The organism is Streptomyces sp. NPDC031445, assembly GCF_055581365.1.
Genome location: NZ_JBVIJO010000007.1, coordinates 66,949 through 83,842, shown reverse-complemented (window position 1 = coordinate 83,842; position 16,894 = coordinate 66,949). Strand labels below are relative to the sequence as shown.

The following is a 16,894-nucleotide window of genomic DNA, read 5'->3' as shown; positions in this document are numbered from 1 at the left end:
GGCCGGACGCCTCGCGTCACGGCCGGTGCCGGCCCCCGCCCGGTGCCGGAACGAGCCGGCCGTCGCCGAGCGGGTCGGGCGTCACCGGCCGGCCTGGCGTTCGAGGCAATGCGCTTGGACCTTGGTCTGGGCGTTTCCGGGGCGGTCGGCCGCCGGAGTGGGGCCGGGGGCGGGCGGGGGTGTGCGCGAGGGCCGTCGGCGCGCGGGCCACAGGGACCGTACGGCGGAGCGGAACCGCTCTCCCCGGCCGCTCAGCAGGCCGAGCAGGAGCGCCGCGGCCACCGCGATCAGGTGCTCGCGGCCGGCCAGGTTGGGGACGGCGATGGACTCCCACACCATCGAGCCGCCGGTCAGCGTGAACACCACGGGCGCGCGGCGGACCACCGAGAGGTAGGTGAACAGGCCGACCACGGCCGCCGAGGGCCCGGTGTCCAGGACCTGCCCGGCCTCGGGCGGCAGCCCGAACCCCCACCAGCCGGGCCCGAGCGCGATCATCAGGCGGGCGGTGAGGGTGCCCGCCAGGGTGGTGGCGTAGGCGATCACCAGGGTCCGGGCCCGGCCCAGGGTCAGTTCGGCGAGGGCGAAGGCGAGGAACAGCTGGGTGATGCCGGCCCAGACCGGCAGGTCCAGCGCGGGGACGTACAGCGACACGGGGGTGCGCAGCAGGGACAGCCACAGCGGCAGCTCGGCCCGGACCCCGCCGAGCCGCTCCACCCACAGCGCTCCGGTGGGGTGCTGGGCGATGTCGTGGAAGAACACGACGCCGGACGCGGCGACGAAGGCCAGCAGCAGCCCGGACAGTCCGCGCCGCGCGAGCCGCCGTACCGGGTCGACGACGACGGCGTGCCACTCGCCCCACAGCGTCCGCCCGGTGAACCGGGCGAGCCGCGCGAGCAGCGGACGGACGCGCGGGGTGCGCCCTTCAGCGGTCATGAGGTGCGGCAGCCCGCCGCCGTCGGTTCCCCCGTCACGCACACCGCCCCCTTCACCTCGCGCCCGGCGGTCCGACCGTGCGAGGCGTTTCGTCCGTCATACGTCCGCTTCAGGCGTCATCGTACGGATGCGCCGATCGCTCCGGTCCGACCCGTCACCCGTGCAGTCCAGCGAGCCGGGAGGCGGGCGTCAAGATCCGTCGCGGGGGCGCGCCGGTGTGGGAAGGCCCACAGGCGTACGGCGCGGAAATCCGGGGCCGGGAGGCAACCGGCGCCGCCGCGGAACCGTCCTCGGAGACGGGCGCTTTTCGGTACCGCGGACGTGAACAGGCACGGAACCTTTCTGTTTCGATCACGAACTCTCGTATAGTGACGGCCAGTTCACCACCGGTGTCACGTCTCACCCACCCGATGTTCCCGCCAGCCCCGCCCCAGCCTGCCGCCTCCGCCGCAAGGACCAGACCGGACCGATGACCGCGCCCACGCATCCCGGCGACCGACCTTCCCTCCGTACGTTCGTCTCCGCCCTCGCCGTGACCGGTGTGCTGTCGGCACTCGTGGTCTGCGCGGCCGTGGCGGCGGCGCCGGACTCGGTGCGCACTCCGCTCGCCGCGGGCGCGGGCGCGGCGGCGGTCCTGCTCAGCGCGGCGGTCGCCACGGCCGCGCACGCCCTGCGGACCGCGCGCGGCACCCGGCGCCGGCTGGAGAGCGTCACCCAGGACGTCGGACGGCTGCTCCAGCAGCAGGCCCGTACGGCCGAGGAGGCGCGCCGGGAGCAGCAGCGGCTCATCGACGAACTCGCGCAGCAGCGCGCCGAGTTCACGGAGTCCTTCGCGGCCGAACGCGCACGCCTTGAGGAGGACGGGGCACGGGAGCTGAACCGGCTGGCCAAGGAGAACGCCCGTCTGACGGGCGAGTTGGAGCGGGCCCGGCGGGACCGGGCCGCCGTGGTCGCCGCGACCTCCAACGCGGCCGCCCGGATGCAGGCCCTCGCCACGGCCACCCTCGCCGACCTGCGGGCGATGGAGGACCGGCACACCGACGAGGACGTGCTGGCCGACCTGCTGCACCTCGACCACCGCACCGCCCAGGCCGGCCGGCTCGCGGACTCCGTCGCCGTGCTCACCGGGGCGCGTTCGGGCCGCCGCTGGGCGCGGCCGATCGGCATGGAGTCGATCCTGCGGGGCGCGATGGGACGGATCGCCGGGTACCGGCGGGTGCGGGTGCACTCGGTCAGCGAGGCCGCCGTCGCCGGGCACGCCGCCGAGGGCGTGATGCACGCGCTCGCCGAACTCCTCGACAACGCCGCCAACTTCTCGCCGCCGACCGCGGAGGTCCACGTCTACGTGGAGGAGGTGCCGGCCGGGGTCATCGTGTCCGTGGAGGACAGCGGGCTGGTGATGGGCGAGGTGCAGCTGCGCCGCGCCGAGCGGGCGGTCTCCGGTGACGTCTTCGAGCTGGGCGGTCTGACCGGCACCCGGCTCGGACTCGCCGTGGTCGGCCGCCTCGCCCGCAAGCACGGACTCACGGTGTCGTTCCGGCCGTCGGCGCGCGGCGGCACGGGCGTGCTGCTGCTCATCCCGCAGGAGATCCTGACCAGCCCCGCCCCCTCGGCCGCCGAGCCGTCCGCCGCGGCCCCGCGGCCGGAGAGCGCCCCTTCCGCGCCGGTACGAAAAGCCGTGGACACCGGCGTCGCCCACGAGCCCGCCGCGCCGTCGGAGGAGGGCCCGGCCGGTCTGCCCAGGCGTCGCCGGGGCCGCACCCTCGCCCGGGCGGAACGCGCCCGGACGACGCCGGACACAACCGGGCACCGTACGGCCCGCGGCACTGCGGACCACGGCACCGCTTCGGCCGCCGACGCACCGCGCCCCGCGTCGAACGATGCCACGCACGCCACCGCGACGGACACCGCCGGGAACCGCACCGCACCGGCCGCCGGCGCCGAGCCCGGCATCGCGCGGGACGACCCGCGGCACCACGCGTCCCGGGCCGCCGAGGCACCCCCCGCGGCCCCCGCCGCCGACCCGGGCAGGACCCGCGCCGCCCGTTTCAGCAGCTTCCGCCAGGCGGTGCGTCCGCCCGCACCGGGCACCCGCCGCCCAGGATCCACCCCGGCGGATCCGGCACCGGACCGGTCCCGTGACCGCACCACCGACCCCGCGCACACCACGGCACCGGACGAGCGGGCCGCCACCCCGCCGCCGGGCGACGGTGTGCCGGCCGGCGAGTCCCCGCACGGCGCCGGCGAACACGGCTCCCCCGCCCCCTCCCACCCGCACGCGTACCCGGAAGGCGACACCACTTCATGACCGGCCCGACCACCGCCGACGACAAGCTCACCTGGCTCCTGGAGGGCCTGCTGGAGAGGACCCCGGGCGCCCGGCACGCGCTCGTGCTGTCCCGGGACGGGCTGAAGCTGTGCCGCACGCCGGAGCTGAGCGTCGACCAGGCGGACCAGCTCGCCGCGATCGCCGCCGGCATCCAGTCGCTCTCGCACGGCGCGTCCGTGGAGTTCGGCGACGGCAGCGGCGGTGTCCGCTCGGCGATGACGGAGTTCTACGGCGGCGTGCTGTTCATCGTGGAAGCGGGCGACGGCGCCCATCTGGCCGTGGTCGCCACGGAGGACGCGGACGCCGGTGTCGTCGGCCACAACATGAGCGAGTTGGTGGAGCAGCTCGGCGAGCACCTCACCGCTCCGCCCCGCACGTCATGAGCCGACCGGACAGCGACCGGCCGGCCGGGGGCCGCCCGGGCATGAACCGCCCGGGCCGGGACGACGCCCCCGACCGGCTGTACACCATCACCCAGGGACGCACCCGCACCGGCCCCGACAACCCCTTCGACCTGGTCACCCTCGTGGTGGCCGAGTCGGAGCCGGCGGCCGGCATGCAGTCGGAGCACGTGGCGATCCTGGAGCTGACCCGGTTCCCCGCCTCGGTGGCGGAGATCGCCGCCGAACTGCGGCTGCCCGTGGGCATCACCAAGGTGCTGCTGTGCGATCTGCTCGCGGCGGGCCGGGTCAGCGCCCGGCACCCGCGCAGACCGGCCATTACCGATCCCGACATCCTGGAGCAGGTGCTCGTTGGACTCCGCAACCTCTGACGCGCGCACTCCCGCGCGCATCCCGCTGGGTGCCTCCGCCGACCAAGGTTTCAAGATCGTGGTCGTGGGCGGCTTCGGCGTCGGCAAGACCACGCTGGTCCGCTCGGTCAGCGAGATCCGTCCCCTCAACACCGAGGAGACGATGACGCAGGCCGGTGCGACCGTGGACGACATCCGCCAGGTGCGCGGCAAGTCCGGCACCACCGTCGCCTTCGACTTCGGCCGGATCAGCCTGGACGCCCGCAATGTGCTGTACCTGTTCGGCGCGCCCGGACAGGAGCGGTTCTGGTTCCTGTGGGACCGGCTGTTCTCCGGCACGCTCGGGGCGGTCGTCCTGGTGGACACCCGACGCATCGACGACTCCTGGTACGCCATCGACCGGCTGGAGCACCACGGCACGCCGTTCATCGTGGCCTGCAACGACTTCGGCGGCCCGGTCCGCGCCGGCGCGGACGTCCGCGAGGCCCTCGACCTGGATCCGCAGGTGCCGCTGGTCGACTGCGACGCCCGCTCCCGGGAGTCGGGCAAGCAGGTGCTGATCACGCTGGTGCAGCACGTGAAGAACCGGTACGCCGACCCGTCCGCGCGGACGGTCCTGCCCCGACAGGAGCTCGTGTGACCACGCCCGACGCCGTCCCGCTGAGCGGACCCCGGTTCCAGACCGAACCCGCCCGCCTGTACCGGGAGATGCGGCGCGACCACGGCGCCGTCGTGCCGGTGCTGCTCGACGGCGGCATCCCGGCCTGGCTGGTGCTCGGCTACCGGGAACTGCACCAGGTGACCGGTGACCCGGTGCTGTTCAGCCGGGACTCGGACCTGTGGAACCAGTGGGAGAACGTCCCCGCGGACTGGCCGCTGCTGCCGATGATCGGGCGCAAGCAGCCGTCGATCCTCTACACGGTCGGCGAACGGCACCGGCAGCGCGCGGCGATGATCAGCAACGCGCTGGAGGCGGTGGACGCGTTCGAACTGCGCGCGCACGCCGAGCGGTTCGCGGACGAGCTGATCGACGCGCTGTGCGCGGCGGGCGAGGCCGATCTGGTCGGGCAGTACGCGATGCTGCTGCCGGTGCGGGTCCTGGCCCGGCTGTACGGCTTCCCGGACGAGGACGGTCCGGGACTGGTCACCGCCCTGAACGACATGATCGACGGGCGGGAGCGGGCGCTGGCCGGGCAGGCCCATCTGGCCGCGTCCATGGCGCAGTTGCTGGCCGACCGGCGGAAGGAGCCGGCGGCCGACGTGGTCTCCCGGATGCTGGCCGACGAGAGCGGGTTCAGCGACGAGGAGATCGCGCAGGACCTGATGGTGATGATGGCGGCCGGGCACCAGCCGACCGCCGACTGGATCGGCAACTCGCTGCGGCTGATGCTCACCGACGACCGCTTCGCCGCCTCCCTGTTCGGCGGGCGCAACAGCGTCGCCGAGGCGATGAACGAGGTGCTGTGGGAGGACACGCCGACGCAGAACGTGGCGGGCCGCTGGGCCTCCCGTGACACGCACCTCGGCGGTCGCCGCGTCAAGGCCGGCGATCTGCTGCTGCTCGGTCTGCAAGGGGCCAACTCCGACCCGCAGGTGCGGACCGACGCCTCCGCGCTGACCGGCGGCAACAACGCGCACTTCTCCTTCGGTCACGGCGAGCACCGCTGTCCGTTCCCCGCGCAGGAGATCGCCGAGGTGATCGCGCGGACCGGTATCGAGGTGGTCCTGGACCGGCTGCCCGACATCGATCTGGCGGTGCCCGCCGAGTCCCTCACGCGCCGGCCCTCGCCCTGGCTGCGGGGACTGTCCGCGCTGCCCGTCCGGTTCAGCCCCGTACCCGCCCGCTGACCCCCGCCGCCCCGGCCGAACCGCTGTTCCGCCGCCCGCCCGGGGGCCGTCCCCGGACGCGGCGCCGTACCCGCCGTACCCGACCCCCGCCCTGGGAGGCACGTCACGATGACGACCGGTACCGAAGCACCCCGCATCGCCCTCGACCCCTTCGTCACCGACCTGGACGCCGAGAGCGCGGCGCTGCGCGCGGCCGGCCCGCTCGCCGCCGTCGAACTCCCGGGCGGGGTCCCGGCGTGGGCCGTCACCCACCACGCCGAGGCCAAGGCTCTGCTCACCGACCCGCGGCTGGTGAAGGACATCGACGTCTGGGGCGCGTGGCGGCGCGGTGAGATAGCCGCGGACTGGCCGCTGATCGGCCTGGCCAACCCGGGCCGCTCCATGCTCACGGTGGACGGCGCCGACCACCGCCGGCTGCGCACCCTGGTCGCGCAGGCGCTCACCCCGCGCCGGGTGGAGCGGATGCGGGAGCGGATCGAGAAGCTCACCGAGGGCCTGCTGGACGCGCTGCCCGCGGACGGCGGGACCGTCGACCTGAAGGCGGCCTTCGCCTACCCGCTGCCGATGTACGTCATCGCCGACCTGATGGGCATCGACGAGGACCTGCTGCCCCGGCTGAAGGTGCTGTTCGAGAAGTTCTTCTCCACGCAGACCCCGCCGGAGGAGGTCGTCGCCACCCTCACCGAGCTGGCGCAGATCATGGCGAGGACGGTGTCGGCCAAGCGGGCCGCTCCGGGCGACGACCTGACCAGCGCGCTGATCCTCGCCTCCGAGGACGGCGACCACCTCACGGACGAGGAGATCGTCTCCACCCTCCAGCTGATGGTGGCGGCGGGCCACGAGACCACGATCTCGCTGATCGTCAACGCCGTCGTGAACCTGTCCACCCATCCCGCACAGCGCGACCTGGTGCTGTCGGGCCGGGCCGACTGGTCCGCGGTCGTCGAGGAGACCCTCCGCTACTCCACCCCCACCTCCCACGTCCTGATCCGCTTCGCGACCGAGGACGTGCCGGTCGGCGACAGGGTGATCCCGGCCGGGGAGGCGCTGATCGTGTCGTACGGCGCGATCGGCCGGGACGAGGGCGCCCACGGCCCGACCGCCGGGGAGTTCGACATCACCCGCGACACGAGGAACCGGCACATCTCCTTCGGCCACGGCCCGCACGTGTGCCCCGGCGCCGCCCTGTCCCGCCTCGAGGCGGGCGTCGCCCTGCCCGCGCTGTACGCCCGTTTCCCCGGCCTCGACCTGGCGGTCCCCGCGGCCGAGCTGCGCAACAAGCCGGTGGTCACGCAGAACGACCTGTACGAGCTGCCGGTACGGCTGAATCCGTGACCCCGCAAAAGCCCCTCCCGTCCGGCACGGCTTGACTTCGAGAGCGCTCCAGCTCGTAGCGTCACAGAGCGCCGGTGCGCGCGGCCGGTCACCCGGTTCCCCCACGGGATGCCGGGTGCCGGATTCCGTCGCTAGATGGAAGAAGGCCCTCGCGCCCGGAGCACGACCGACGAACGCACGAAAGGCTGTGACCAGGACATGCACAAGCGCAGGCTGCGGGACCTCCAGGTATCGGCCATCGGACTCGGATGCATGGGGATGTCCGCCTTCTACGGCTCCGCCGACCAGGAGGAGGGCATCGCGACCATCCGGCGCGCCCTGGAACTCGGCATCGACTTCCTCGACACCGCGCAGGTCTACGGGCCGCTCACCAACGAGTCGCTCGTCGGTGAGGCGATCAGGGGCCACCGCGACGAGTACGTCATCGCCACGAAGTTCAACTACCGGATGGACGACGCCGTCCCCGGCGACATGAGTACGGTCGGCCGGCAGGACGGCTCGGCCGAGCACGTGCGCAGCTCGGTGCACGGCTCGCTCAAGCGGCTCGGCACCGACCACATCGACCTGTACTACCAGCACCGGGTCGACCCGGACGTGCCCATCGAGGAGACGGTCGGCGCGCTGGGTGAGCTGGTCGCCGAGGGCAAGGTGCGGTACATCGGGCTGAGCGAGGCGAGCGCGGAGACCATCCGGCGCGCGCACGCCGTGCACCCGGTCACCGCGGTGCAGAGCGAGTACTCGCTGTGGACGCGGGACGTGGAGGCCGAGGTGCTGCCCACCTGCCGGGAGCTGGGCATCGGCTTCGTGCCGTACTCGCCGCTCGGCCGGGGCTTCCTCGCGGGCCGCTTCACCTCCCCCGACGAGCTGGACGAGAACGACTTCCGCCGCACGAACCCGCGCTTCACGGACGCCAATCTGGAGGCGAACCGGCGGCTGGCGGAGAAGGTGAAGGAGATCGCCGCCGAGAAGGACGTGACCCCGGCCCAGCTGGCCATCGCGTGGGTGCTGGCCCAGGGTGAGGACCTGGTGCCGATCCCGGGCACCAAGCGCCGCGCCTACCTGGAGCAGAACGCCGCCGCGGTGGGCATCGAGCTGACCGAGGACGACCTCGCCCGCATCGACGCGGAGCTGCCCGCGGCGGCGGGCGAGCGGTACGACGAGGCCGGGATGAGGGCCGTCAACCGCTAGCGCGCCCGACGGGGGCCCCACCCGGCGGCCGGGCTGCCGCCGGGTTCCCCGTGGCCCCTTCGCGTACCGGGACGGACAGGGCGGAACGGACCCTGTGAGGAACCCCACGCACACCCCAACTCCCTGGGGACAGCCGCCGTTTGACGGAAGTCACCGGACACCGGCGGACACAGCGGCGTCGGCCGTGCCGGCCCGTCTGCCACCATGGTCGGCGCCCTGACCTGGCAGCCCCGGCCGTGCAGCGCTGCCGATCCGAGGGGCTCGCCGGTCGTTCCGTTTTCCCGGTTGTCGAGTGTCCCGTCGTGTCTTCAGACCCTGCCCAGCCCCCGTCCCTGTCCATCACCGCCCCGGCCCCGCGTTCGCCGTGGCGTTCCCTGCGGCACCGGGGCATGCGCTGGTGGTCGGCCGCGAACTTCGTCTCCAACGCCGGCACGTGGATGCAGCTCACCGTGCAGAACCTGCTCGTGCTGCACATCACGGGCTCGGCGGCGGCCACCGGGCTGTCCATGTCCGTCCAGGCGGCGCCCGCGCTGTTCGTGAGCCTGCTCGGCGGCGCTGCCGTCGACCGCTGGCCCCGGAAGCTGACGGTCACGGTCAGCCAGGCCCTGCTCGGCGCGGTCGCCTTCACCACGGCGCTGCTCGTGGCGCTGGACCGGATCGACATGACGGCGCTGCTGGTGCTGGCCGGCGTGACCGGCCTCATCGCCACCGTCGACGGACCGGCCTGTGCCCTGCTCGGCAACGATCTGGTGCCGGTGGCGGACGTGCCGTCCGCGATCGGGGTGGGCGCGCTGGTGCACAGCGCGGGCCGGCTGGCCGGCACGGCGCTGGCCGGGGTCACCGTCGGTTTCCTCGGCACGTCCGCCGCGTACGCCGCGAACGGGCTGTCGTTCCTGTTCGTGGCCGCCGTGGTGCCGTTCCTGCGACCGGCGCCCGGGTCCGCCGGGGAGCCGGCGGCCGGGGCGCGGGCGGTTCCGGCGCCCGCGGGCATGACCGTGCGGGAGGGCCTGTCCTTCTTCGCGAGCCGGCCCCGCCTGGTCGCGCTCGCGGGCATCACCGGCCTCAGCTCCGTCTTCGGCCGCAACTACGGCCTGACGCTCGCCGTCCTCGTCACCGGGCCGCTGGCCGGCGGCGCCGGGGCGTTCGGCACGGTGTCCACGGTGCTCGCGGCCGGCGGCATCCTCGGCGCGGTCCTCGGTGCCCGGCTGCGCCGCCCGTCCGTGCGGACCGTGGGTCTGCTGGCGGCGGGGGGCGCGCTGCTCCAGGTGGTGGCGGGGCTTTCGCCGTCACTGGCCGTGCTGCTGGTCCTGGTGCTGCCGATGGCGATCGTGGAGTCCGTCTCCGACACCGCCGGCACGGCCGTCCTCCAGACCGATCCGCCGCCGCACCTGCGGGGCCGGGTGCTCGGGGTGTGGAGCAGCGTCGGCACGGTGTGGAGCCTCGGCGGTCCGCCGCTGCTGGGCCTGCTGATGGAGTGGGCCGGCGCACGCGGCGCGCTGGTGGCCGGCGGACTGCTCATCGCCGGGCCCATCGCCGCGGGCCTGCTGTTGCGCCGCCGCCGCGAGCCGGTGCCGCTGGCGCTGGCCGCGAGGGACGGCGACGTCACGGGCCGGGAGGCGCTGCGCACGGCGGCGTGACGCCCCGCTCCGGCGCGGCGGCGTGAGCCCCGCCGGACGGCTCCGCCGGGCGCCGGCCGGACCTGCCCGGCCCCGGCTCACCGCCCCTCAGTCGTGCCGGCCAGGCAGGTGGTACACGTGGAACGCCTGGCCGATCACCGGCTGCGCGACGTTGCGTACGCGCACGCCCCCGCGAGGCGCTGAGCACGACGGCGTGACGCCCGGGGCGCGGGCTGCGTGGGCCTCGCCGGTTACGCAGCTCCGCCCAGCCCCGGCTCACCGCCCCTCAGTCGTGCCGGCCAGGCAGGTGGTACACGTGGAACGCCTGGCCGATCACCGGCTGCGCGACGTTGCGTACGCGCACGCCCCCGCTGGTCATGCCGTGCTCGGTGCCGGCGTGGGCGTGGCCGTGCACCGCGAGGTCGGCGCCGCCGGTGTCGATGGCCTCCGCGAGCAGGTAGCTGCCGAGGAAGGGGTAGATCTCCAGCGGCTCCCCGGCCAGGGTGTCCGGCACCGGCGAGAAGTGGGTCAGCGCGATCCGCACGTCGCAGTCCCACTCGTGCAGGTTCTTCAGGGCGCTGTGCAGGCTGTCGGCGCTCCGCCGGGTGTAGCGGACGAACTCCTTCATCAGCGGTTCGCCGAACTCCCCCGCGCAGCGGCCGACGAAGCCGCCGCCGAAGCCCTTGGTCCCGGCGACCCCGATACGGGCGCCGTCGGCGGTGACGACGGCCGCCTGCCCTTCGAGGACGTGCGCGCCGGCGTCCCGGAGGATCGCGGTGACCTCCCCGGGCCGTTCGTCGTGGTGGTCGTGGTTGCCGAGCACGGCGACGACGGGCACCCCGAGGTCCTTGATCTCCCGGGCGACGACCGCGGCCTCCTCCGGTGTGCCGTGGCGGGTGAGGTCGCCGGCCAGCAGCAGGACGTCGGCGCACTCGGGCAGGGTTTCGAAGGAGGGCCGCAGGGTGCCCTGGCTCTCGGGGCCCATGTGGATGTCGCCCACGGCCGCGACGCGGATCATGTCAGGTCCTCTCCGTGGTCGGGCGAGGAGGTCCCGGCGATGAGCAGGTCGTTGTGGACCGGGTGCCCCGCCAGTTCCTCGCGGGCCATGCGCAGGATGTGGTCCCGGCACTGGGTGGACGGCACGGTGCCGGTGAGCAGGACGGTGTCGCCGCGCAGTTCGAGCCGTACGCCGAGTTCCGCGAGGTCTCCGGAGGCCAGGTGCTCGGCGAGGTGGGCGACGCGGTAGTCGAGGCTCCCCGCCGCGGGCGGGGGCGGCGGGCTCGTTTCGGTCATGGCTGCCCCTCCTGGGCATCGATCACGTTCAGCCGTTCGAGGAGGAAGAGGAAGGCGGCCGGCATGGGCTCGCCGCCGCAGGTCGTGCGGACCTCGTCCCAGTCGACCTTCTCGCGGACCGCGCGGGCCACCGGCAGCACCGACCCGAAGTCGCAGTAGTGCTCGGAGAAGGCGCTGATCAGGCTGCGGATGAGGTCGGTCGGTGACAGGACCGGCATGAGCACCGAGTCGACCGGCAGGACGTGGGCCCGGTCGAGCATGTCCCGGGTGACGGGCCGGTGGGCCAGCGCGAAGATGATGTCGACGTTCTGCCCGTGGCAGGTGGTCTTCAGCAGCCAGTCCTCCGGTGGGGTCCGCACCGGCAGGCCGGCCTCGCTCAGTGTGGCGGCCACCGCCTCGGCGTCGTCGGGAAGGATGGCGAAGTCCGCGTCGTGCTGGAGGTAGCGGCTGCCGCCGTGGGCGTAGACGGCCACGCTCCCGGCGAGTGCGAAGGGGTGGCCCGCGCGTTTGAGGAGCGAGCCGATCTCCTTCGTCGCCTCCAGGATCGCCTGGCTGCGGTCGTGCGGCAGTTGCGCCGGTTCCGGCGCGGACGAGAACTCCAGGTCGGGCCCGTCCGAGGCGAGCCGGAGTTCGGTGACATCCGGTCGCCTGAGGGGTGCGGTGTCCTCCCCGTTGTGCGTCATGACCTCTCCATTCGGCACCCTGCTTCCCGGGACGGCCGGATCGGCCCCGGGGTCGGTACGGGTACCCGGCGCGCCGCCGGCAACACGACGTCACCGAAAGGCTTCACTCGTCCGAGGACGGGGGGTGGGGTTGCCGGTGGGCCGGGGCGGGGTCGGCCGGGCGCTGGGTCGGGCCGGGGCCAGGGTGCTGGGGTGCCACGGGTTGGAGTACGGACTGCCGGGGCGGGGTCGGCCGGGCCCGAGGGCAGGATCGACAGGGAGGAGGGTCGGCTGGGGTGCCGGGAGTCGGGGTACGGACGGCCGGGACGGGATCGGCCGGCCGGGCTGGCACCGCCCGAGGCAGGACCGACCGCGCCGGGGCCCCCGAGGTGTGCTCGTCCGCGGAGGATCGCCCGAGACGGGAACGGCCGGCCGGGCTGGCGCCCCCCGAGGTAGAACCGACCGCGCCTGGGCCAACCCAGAAGAGTCCTCGCCCGCACAGACCGGCCGAGGTGACACCGCCAGGTCGGACCACCCGAGGCTGGACCACCCGAGGCTAGGGCCGCCCGAAGTGGCACCGTCCGCAGGGGATCGCCCGCGCCAAGAACCGAGGCGGCTTGCCCGAGGGCCGGTCCGCCGGTTCCGCGGCCGGCCGGGCAGCGAGTGGCCGGGTGACCAGGCCGGGAGCACGCTAGTGAGCATGGCACCAGGGGCCCCGCGCGTCCGTCTCCGGCAGCCGTGGCACTCGGTCCACGCGCTGCTGGCGCTCCCGATCGTGCTCATCGTGGTGATCACGCTCGTGGAGCTGCGGCTGCCCTGGGACATCCACCTCGCACCGGCCCTGGTGATCGGCCCCGCGCTCACCCCGTCCTTCGCCGGCCCCCGGGCGACGGCGGGCATCGGGGTACTGGCGCTGGGCGGCCAGTTGCTCATCGGCGCCCACCGCGGCGGGCTCGCCACCAGCAATCACATGGTGCAGCTCGTCACCCTCGCGGTCCTCGTGGTGCTCACCGTCGTCTACAGCGTCCTGCGCGAGCGCCGGCAGGCCCAGCTGGCCCAGGTCCGCACGGTCGCCGAGGCCGCGCAGCACGTCCTGATGTGGCCGTTGCCCGAGCAGATCGGCCCGCTGCGGATCGCCTCGCTGTACCTGGCCGCCGAGGACGAGGCCCAGATCGGCGGCGACCTCTACGCGGCGACCGTGTCCGACGGCTCGGTCCGCCTCCTCATCGGTGACGTCCGCGGCAAGGGGCTGCCCGCCATCGGCGAGGCCGCGCTGCTGCTCGGCTCGTTCCGGGAGAGCGCACACCGGCGCATCCCGCTGGCCGAGCTGGCGACCCGGCTGGACCAGAGCGTCACCCGCTACGCGGCCGATCTGGAGAGTCCGGAGGAGGAGGGCGAGCGGTTCGCCACCGCGCTGCTGCTGGACATCCCGGAGCGCGGCCCGGTCACCATGACCAGCTGCGGCCATCCGCCGCCGCTGCTGCTGAGCCCCGGCCATGTGGTGACCGTGCCCAGCCTGCACCCGGCCCCGCCGCTCGGGGTGCACTCCGCTGCCGAGCACACCCTGGACGTGTTCTCGTTCGAACCGGGCGACACGCTGCTGCTCTACACGGACGGGGTCATGGAGGCCCGGGACGAGCACAACCGGTTCTATCCGCTCGCCGACCGGGTCGCGCGGTGGACCGAGGACAGCCCCGAGGCGCTGATGCACCGCCTGCGGCGCGATCTGCTCGCCCACGCCGGCGGCCGGCTCGGCGACGACGCCGCGCTCATCGCCGTACACCGCACCCCCGTCGAGCGCCGCCGCCACCACGGCCGCGGCGAGACGGCCCGCCACGGGTGAGCCCCCGCCGGAACACGGCCCGGCCATCGGCCCGATCCGCGCCTTACGGCCGGAACCAGGGCGAACACCTGACTTCCGGCGGATAGCGGTACGACGGCACCCGCTCGGGCGCCTTCCGCCGCCGCGTTCAACTGTCCTTGTGGCAAAGTTCAGTTCGGAGGGTGGCCCGCCCTGCCGAGACGTTGCGAGAATCTGCGGCGCCTCGACAACAGGGAGCCCACGTGCGTCAGTTGACCTCCGCGCTCGCCGCCGCCCTCGGCGCGCTCGCCCTCGTCCTCAGCTCGCCCGGCACCGCGGGCGCCAGCGTCCTGCAACTGCTGCCGCAGAACGCCGACGGCCTGGAACAGACCTTCTCCCCCGCCTACGACTACGACGGGGACGGCTGTTACGCCACCGCCGCCATCGGCAGCGACGGCACCATCAACCCCGGCCTGAAGCTGGGCGGTGACGTCAACGGCCACTGCCACGACTACGCCCAGCTCGCCAACGCCAACACCTACTCGCGCGAGAAGTGCAACAACGGCTGGTGCGCGGTGATGTACGCCAGCTACTTCGAGAAGGACCAGGCGACCCTCGGGCCCGCCGCCATCGGGCACACCCACGACTGGGAACACGTCGTGGTGTGGATCAAGGACGACACCGTCCAGTACGTCTCGGTGTCCCAGCACTCCGGCTACCAGGTGGCGGCCCGCTCCTCGGTGCGCTTCGACGGCACCCACCCGAAGATCGTGTACCACAAGGACGGCGTCTCGACCCACTGCTTCCGGTTCGCCAACACCAACGACGAGCCGCCGGAGAACGTGACGGGCGGCTGGTTCTACCCGCGGCTGGTCGGCTGGAACGGCTATCCGGCGGGCTACCGCGAGAAGCTGCTGAGCGCGGACTTCGGCGCGGCCACCATCAAGATCGACGACGGCGACTTCCAGTACGCGCTGGCGCACTCCATGCCGTCGGGCATCCCCTTCGACCCCAACGCCTGACCGCGGGCGTGCCCGCCGGTCCCGCGGGCACGCCCGCCCGGCCGGCCGGTGGGCGCGGGCCCCGCTCCGAATGGGGCGGGGCGGGACCCGCGCCCGGTGCCCCGGGTCAGCCGGCCGGCTTCAGGTCGGTGATCTTCAGGGTCTTCAGGTCGGACCGGACATCGATCCGGCTGACCTGCGGGTGCGGCCCGTCCCCCCAGGTGAGCGTGACCCTGCTGGTGGCGTGACCGGCGCCGGAGCCGGTGTAGGCGACCTTCCACTTCACCGGCACGTTCTGCGCGAAGAGGATGCCGTCGGCGTGTTCCCTCTTCTCGAAGGCGGCGACCTTCTTCCGCGCGGCGGCGGAGAGGTAGAAACCGCGCAGCGCCTTGGCGCCGGCCGCGGCGGTGGGGTCGTCGGTGGCCCAGACGGCGTCGATGTAGGCGCCGTAGAAGTCGGCCACGTGCTGGGTGACGTTCCGCGGGTCTCCCTGCGCGGACGACACGGCGGCGGCACGGGTCGTGCCGTTCGCGGAGGCTCCTGCCAGGGCGGGTGTGACGGCGGCCAGCGTGAGGCCGGCCGTGAGGGCCGCGGCGGTGAGCAGGGTCTTACGGCTGCGCATGGACATGTGTCCCATTCCCCCGGTTTCTTCGCGACCGGTCCGATCCCGGTCGTCGACAGCCCTTAAGACCGCTTTTCCCGCGCTCCGGTTCCGCTTTCCGCTCCGCTCTTTCCGGTCATTTCCCGTCCGGGGACTCCCGCCCTTCGACGAGCCGGGCGAGGTTGTCCAGGGCCATGCGGGTGCCCCGTTCGTTGTCCTCGGGCGGAACCGCGTCCGGTACGCCCTCGTGCCGGATCTCCACGACCGTGCCGCCGTCGGCCGCGGTGAGCGTCGTCGTCATGGTCATCGTGGCGCGCAGGGCGTCGTCGCCGGTCTCGAAGGCGAAGACCTCGACGACCAGGGCGCCGGGCACGAGCCGGGCGAAGTGCCCCCGGTAGGTGTCCGTGCGCCCGCCGGACTTCCCGGCGCCGGCCGGGTCGTCGTAGGTGAGGGAGACGCGGAAGGTTCCGCCCTCGCGGGCGTCGAAGGTGTGCACGCGGGCGCTCATGCCGGCCGGGACCCGCCAGGCCGCGACCGCCTCCGGGTCGGTCAGGGCCCGGTAGACGGTGTGCGGTGGCGCGGCCACGTGCCGGGTGACGCGGGTGGTGTACATGGGCTCACGGTAGCGGCCGGCGACCGCCCCGGCCGTCGTACGACGGGAGGCGGGGCCGAGGTCCGGGAGGTGGGTCGGACCCCGGCCCCGGGTCTGTCACGGCTTGCGGGCGACCGCGCCGTACATCGCGATGTCCTCGTCCCGGATGCCCTGTTCGCCGCTGCCGTCGGGGTGCCACTTGTGCACCTGGACGATGCCGGGCTCGACCAGGTCCAGGCCCGTGAAGAACGCGTGGGCCTCGTCCAGGGTGCGCAGCCGCATCGGCATGTTGCGGGCCGCGTACTCCCGGGCGACCCGGCCCACCTCCTCGGGGGCGAACTCGGCGGTGCCGATGGACATCGCGAGGTGGCTGCCGGACGGCAGCGGCTCCAGCAGCCGCCGTACGACGCCGACCGCGTCGTCGGCGTCCAGCATGAAGTGGACGATCGCGATGACGGTGAGGGCGACGGGCCGGCTCAGGTCCAGGGTCTCGCGCAGCTCGGGGGCCTCCAGGATGGCCGCCGGGTCACGGAAGTCGGCCTCGATGTACGCGGTCCGGCCCTCGGGGGCGCTGGCCAGCAGGCCCTGGGAGAGGGTGAGCACGATCGGGTCGTTGTCGACGTAGACGACCCGGGACTCGGGGGCCACGGCCTGGGCGATCTCGTGCAGGTTCGGCGAGGTCGGGATGCCGGTGCCGATGTCCAGGAACTGGCGCATGCCCGCCTCCTGGGCGAGCCAGCGCACGGCACGGTTCATGAAGTCGCGGTTGGCCCGCATGTGCACCGGGAGCGCGGGCCACTCCCGGGACATGGCGTCGCCCGCCTCCTTGTCGGCGGGGTAGTAGTCCTTGCCGCCGAGTATGTAGTCGTAGATGCGGGCGGAGTGGGCGTTCTCGGTGTCGATCCGGTCGGCCGGCCATCCGTTGTCGGGCAACGCCGTGTCTC

Annotated in this window: 17 protein-coding genes; 10 read left to right on the top strand and 7 right to left on the bottom strand. The window is 73.8% G+C overall.

Features of this window, described 5'->3' with window-relative positions; translation table 11 throughout:
- Positions 1-81: 81 nt before the first annotated feature.
- Positions 82-933, bottom strand: a complete 852-nt coding sequence (locus tag ACZ5DC_RS19755; RefSeq protein ID WP_468654867.1) for a hypothetical protein — start codon at positions 931-933, stop codon at positions 82-84.
- Positions 934-1,402: 469 nt separating this feature from the next.
- On the opposite strand from ACZ5DC_RS19755, the gene ACZ5DC_RS19750 reads away from it, so the two are divergent.
- The 8 genes from ACZ5DC_RS19750 to ACZ5DC_RS19715 all read left to right on the top strand — a co-directional run bounded on the left by ACZ5DC_RS19750 (position 1,403) and on the right by ACZ5DC_RS19715 (position 10,021).
- Positions 1,403-3,241: a sensor histidine kinase gene (locus ACZ5DC_RS19750; RefSeq protein ID WP_468654315.1), complete on the top strand. Its 1,839-nt coding sequence runs from the start codon at positions 1,403-1,405 to the stop codon at positions 3,239-3,241.
- Positions 3,238-3,645: a roadblock/LC7 domain-containing protein gene (locus ACZ5DC_RS19745; RefSeq protein WP_468654313.1), complete on the top strand. Its 408-nt coding sequence runs from the start codon at positions 3,238-3,240 to the stop codon at positions 3,643-3,645. The genes ACZ5DC_RS19750 and ACZ5DC_RS19745 overlap by 4 nt, the downstream gene beginning before the upstream one ends.
- 41 nt (positions 3,646-3,686) lie before the next feature.
- The gene (locus ACZ5DC_RS19740; protein WP_014676780.1) at positions 3,687-4,034 is read left to right on the top strand and encodes a DUF742 domain-containing protein; all 348 of its coding nucleotides are present in this window, start codon (positions 3,687-3,689) and stop codon (positions 4,032-4,034) included.
- A complete protein-coding gene (locus ACZ5DC_RS19735) occupies positions 4,015-4,653 on the top strand; it encodes a GTP-binding protein (RefSeq protein ID WP_366750995.1) in 639 nt (212 codons plus the stop codon). The genes ACZ5DC_RS19740 and ACZ5DC_RS19735 overlap by 20 nt, the downstream gene beginning before the upstream one ends.
- Positions 4,650-5,861 carry a cytochrome P450 gene (locus ACZ5DC_RS19730; protein ID WP_468654310.1) on the top strand — a complete coding sequence of 404 codons (1,212 nt, stop codon included), beginning with the start codon at positions 4,650-4,652 and terminating at the stop codon, positions 5,859-5,861. The genes ACZ5DC_RS19735 and ACZ5DC_RS19730 overlap by 4 nt, the downstream gene beginning before the upstream one ends.
- A 108-nt stretch (positions 5,862-5,969) precedes the next feature.
- Positions 5,970-7,196 carry a cytochrome P450 family protein gene (locus tag ACZ5DC_RS19725; protein ID WP_468654308.1) on the top strand — a complete coding sequence of 409 codons (1,227 nt, stop codon included), beginning with the start codon at positions 5,970-5,972 and terminating at the stop codon, positions 7,194-7,196.
- A 198-nt stretch (positions 7,197-7,394) separates the two neighbouring features.
- Positions 7,395-8,384 (top strand): aldo/keto reductase, encoded by a 990-nt coding sequence (locus ACZ5DC_RS19720; RefSeq protein ID WP_366750992.1) that lies wholly within the window; start codon positions 7,395-7,397, stop codon positions 8,382-8,384.
- Positions 8,385-8,773: 389 nt separating this feature from the next.
- Positions 8,774-10,021: an MFS transporter gene (locus ACZ5DC_RS19715; protein ID WP_468654865.1), complete on the top strand. Its 1,248-nt coding sequence runs from the start codon at positions 8,774-8,776 to the stop codon at positions 10,019-10,021.
- Between the two features lie 265 nt (positions 10,022-10,286).
- Here the strand turns inward: ACZ5DC_RS19715 and ACZ5DC_RS19710 are convergent, their stop codons facing one another.
- Genes ACZ5DC_RS19710 through ACZ5DC_RS19700 form a run of 3 tightly spaced genes read right to left on the bottom strand, consistent with a single transcriptional unit; the run spans position 10,287 to position 11,976 of the window.
- Positions 10,287-11,018, bottom strand: coding sequence for a metallophosphoesterase family protein (locus tag ACZ5DC_RS19710; protein WP_468654306.1), 732 nt, complete (start codon positions 11,016-11,018; stop codon positions 10,287-10,289).
- Positions 11,015-11,293 carry a BON domain-containing protein gene (locus tag ACZ5DC_RS19705; RefSeq protein WP_468654304.1) on the bottom strand — a complete coding sequence of 93 codons (279 nt, stop codon included), beginning with the start codon at positions 11,291-11,293 and terminating at the stop codon, positions 11,015-11,017. The genes ACZ5DC_RS19710 and ACZ5DC_RS19705 overlap by 4 nt, the downstream gene beginning before the upstream one ends.
- Positions 11,290-11,976 carry a nucleotidyltransferase family protein gene (locus ACZ5DC_RS19700; RefSeq protein WP_468654302.1) on the bottom strand — a complete coding sequence of 229 codons (687 nt, stop codon included), beginning with the start codon at positions 11,974-11,976 and terminating at the stop codon, positions 11,290-11,292. The genes ACZ5DC_RS19705 and ACZ5DC_RS19700 overlap by 4 nt, the downstream gene beginning before the upstream one ends.
- A gap of 679 nt (positions 11,977-12,655) precedes the next feature.
- Here ACZ5DC_RS19700 and ACZ5DC_RS19695 point away from each other — a divergent pair.
- Positions 12,656-13,798, top strand: a complete 1,143-nt coding sequence (locus tag ACZ5DC_RS19695; RefSeq protein ID WP_468654300.1) for a PP2C family protein-serine/threonine phosphatase — start codon at positions 12,656-12,658, stop codon at positions 13,796-13,798.
- Positions 13,799-14,019: 221 nt separating this feature from the next.
- Positions 14,020-14,778 carry an NPP1 family protein gene (locus ACZ5DC_RS19690; protein WP_171150380.1) on the top strand — a complete coding sequence of 253 codons (759 nt, stop codon included), beginning with the start codon at positions 14,020-14,022 and terminating at the stop codon, positions 14,776-14,778.
- A 106-nt stretch (positions 14,779-14,884) separates the two neighbouring features.
- On the opposite strand, the gene ACZ5DC_RS19685 is transcribed toward ACZ5DC_RS19690, so the two are convergent.
- From ACZ5DC_RS19685 to ACZ5DC_RS19675, 3 genes are all read right to left on the bottom strand, one after another.
- Entirely contained in the window at positions 14,885-15,385 is a 501-nt protein-coding gene (locus ACZ5DC_RS19685) for a hypothetical protein (RefSeq protein WP_468654298.1), read from the bottom strand.
- 109 nt (positions 15,386-15,494) lie between these two features.
- The gene (locus ACZ5DC_RS19680; RefSeq protein WP_468654296.1) at positions 15,495-15,971 is read right to left on the bottom strand and encodes an SRPBCC domain-containing protein; all 477 of its coding nucleotides are present in this window, start codon (positions 15,969-15,971) and stop codon (positions 15,495-15,497) included.
- Positions 15,972-16,067: 96 nt separating this feature from the next.
- Entirely contained in the window at positions 16,068-16,883 is an 816-nt protein-coding gene (locus tag ACZ5DC_RS19675) for an SAM-dependent methyltransferase (RefSeq protein ID WP_468654294.1), read from the bottom strand.
- Between the last annotated feature and the right edge of the window lie 11 nt (positions 16,884-16,894).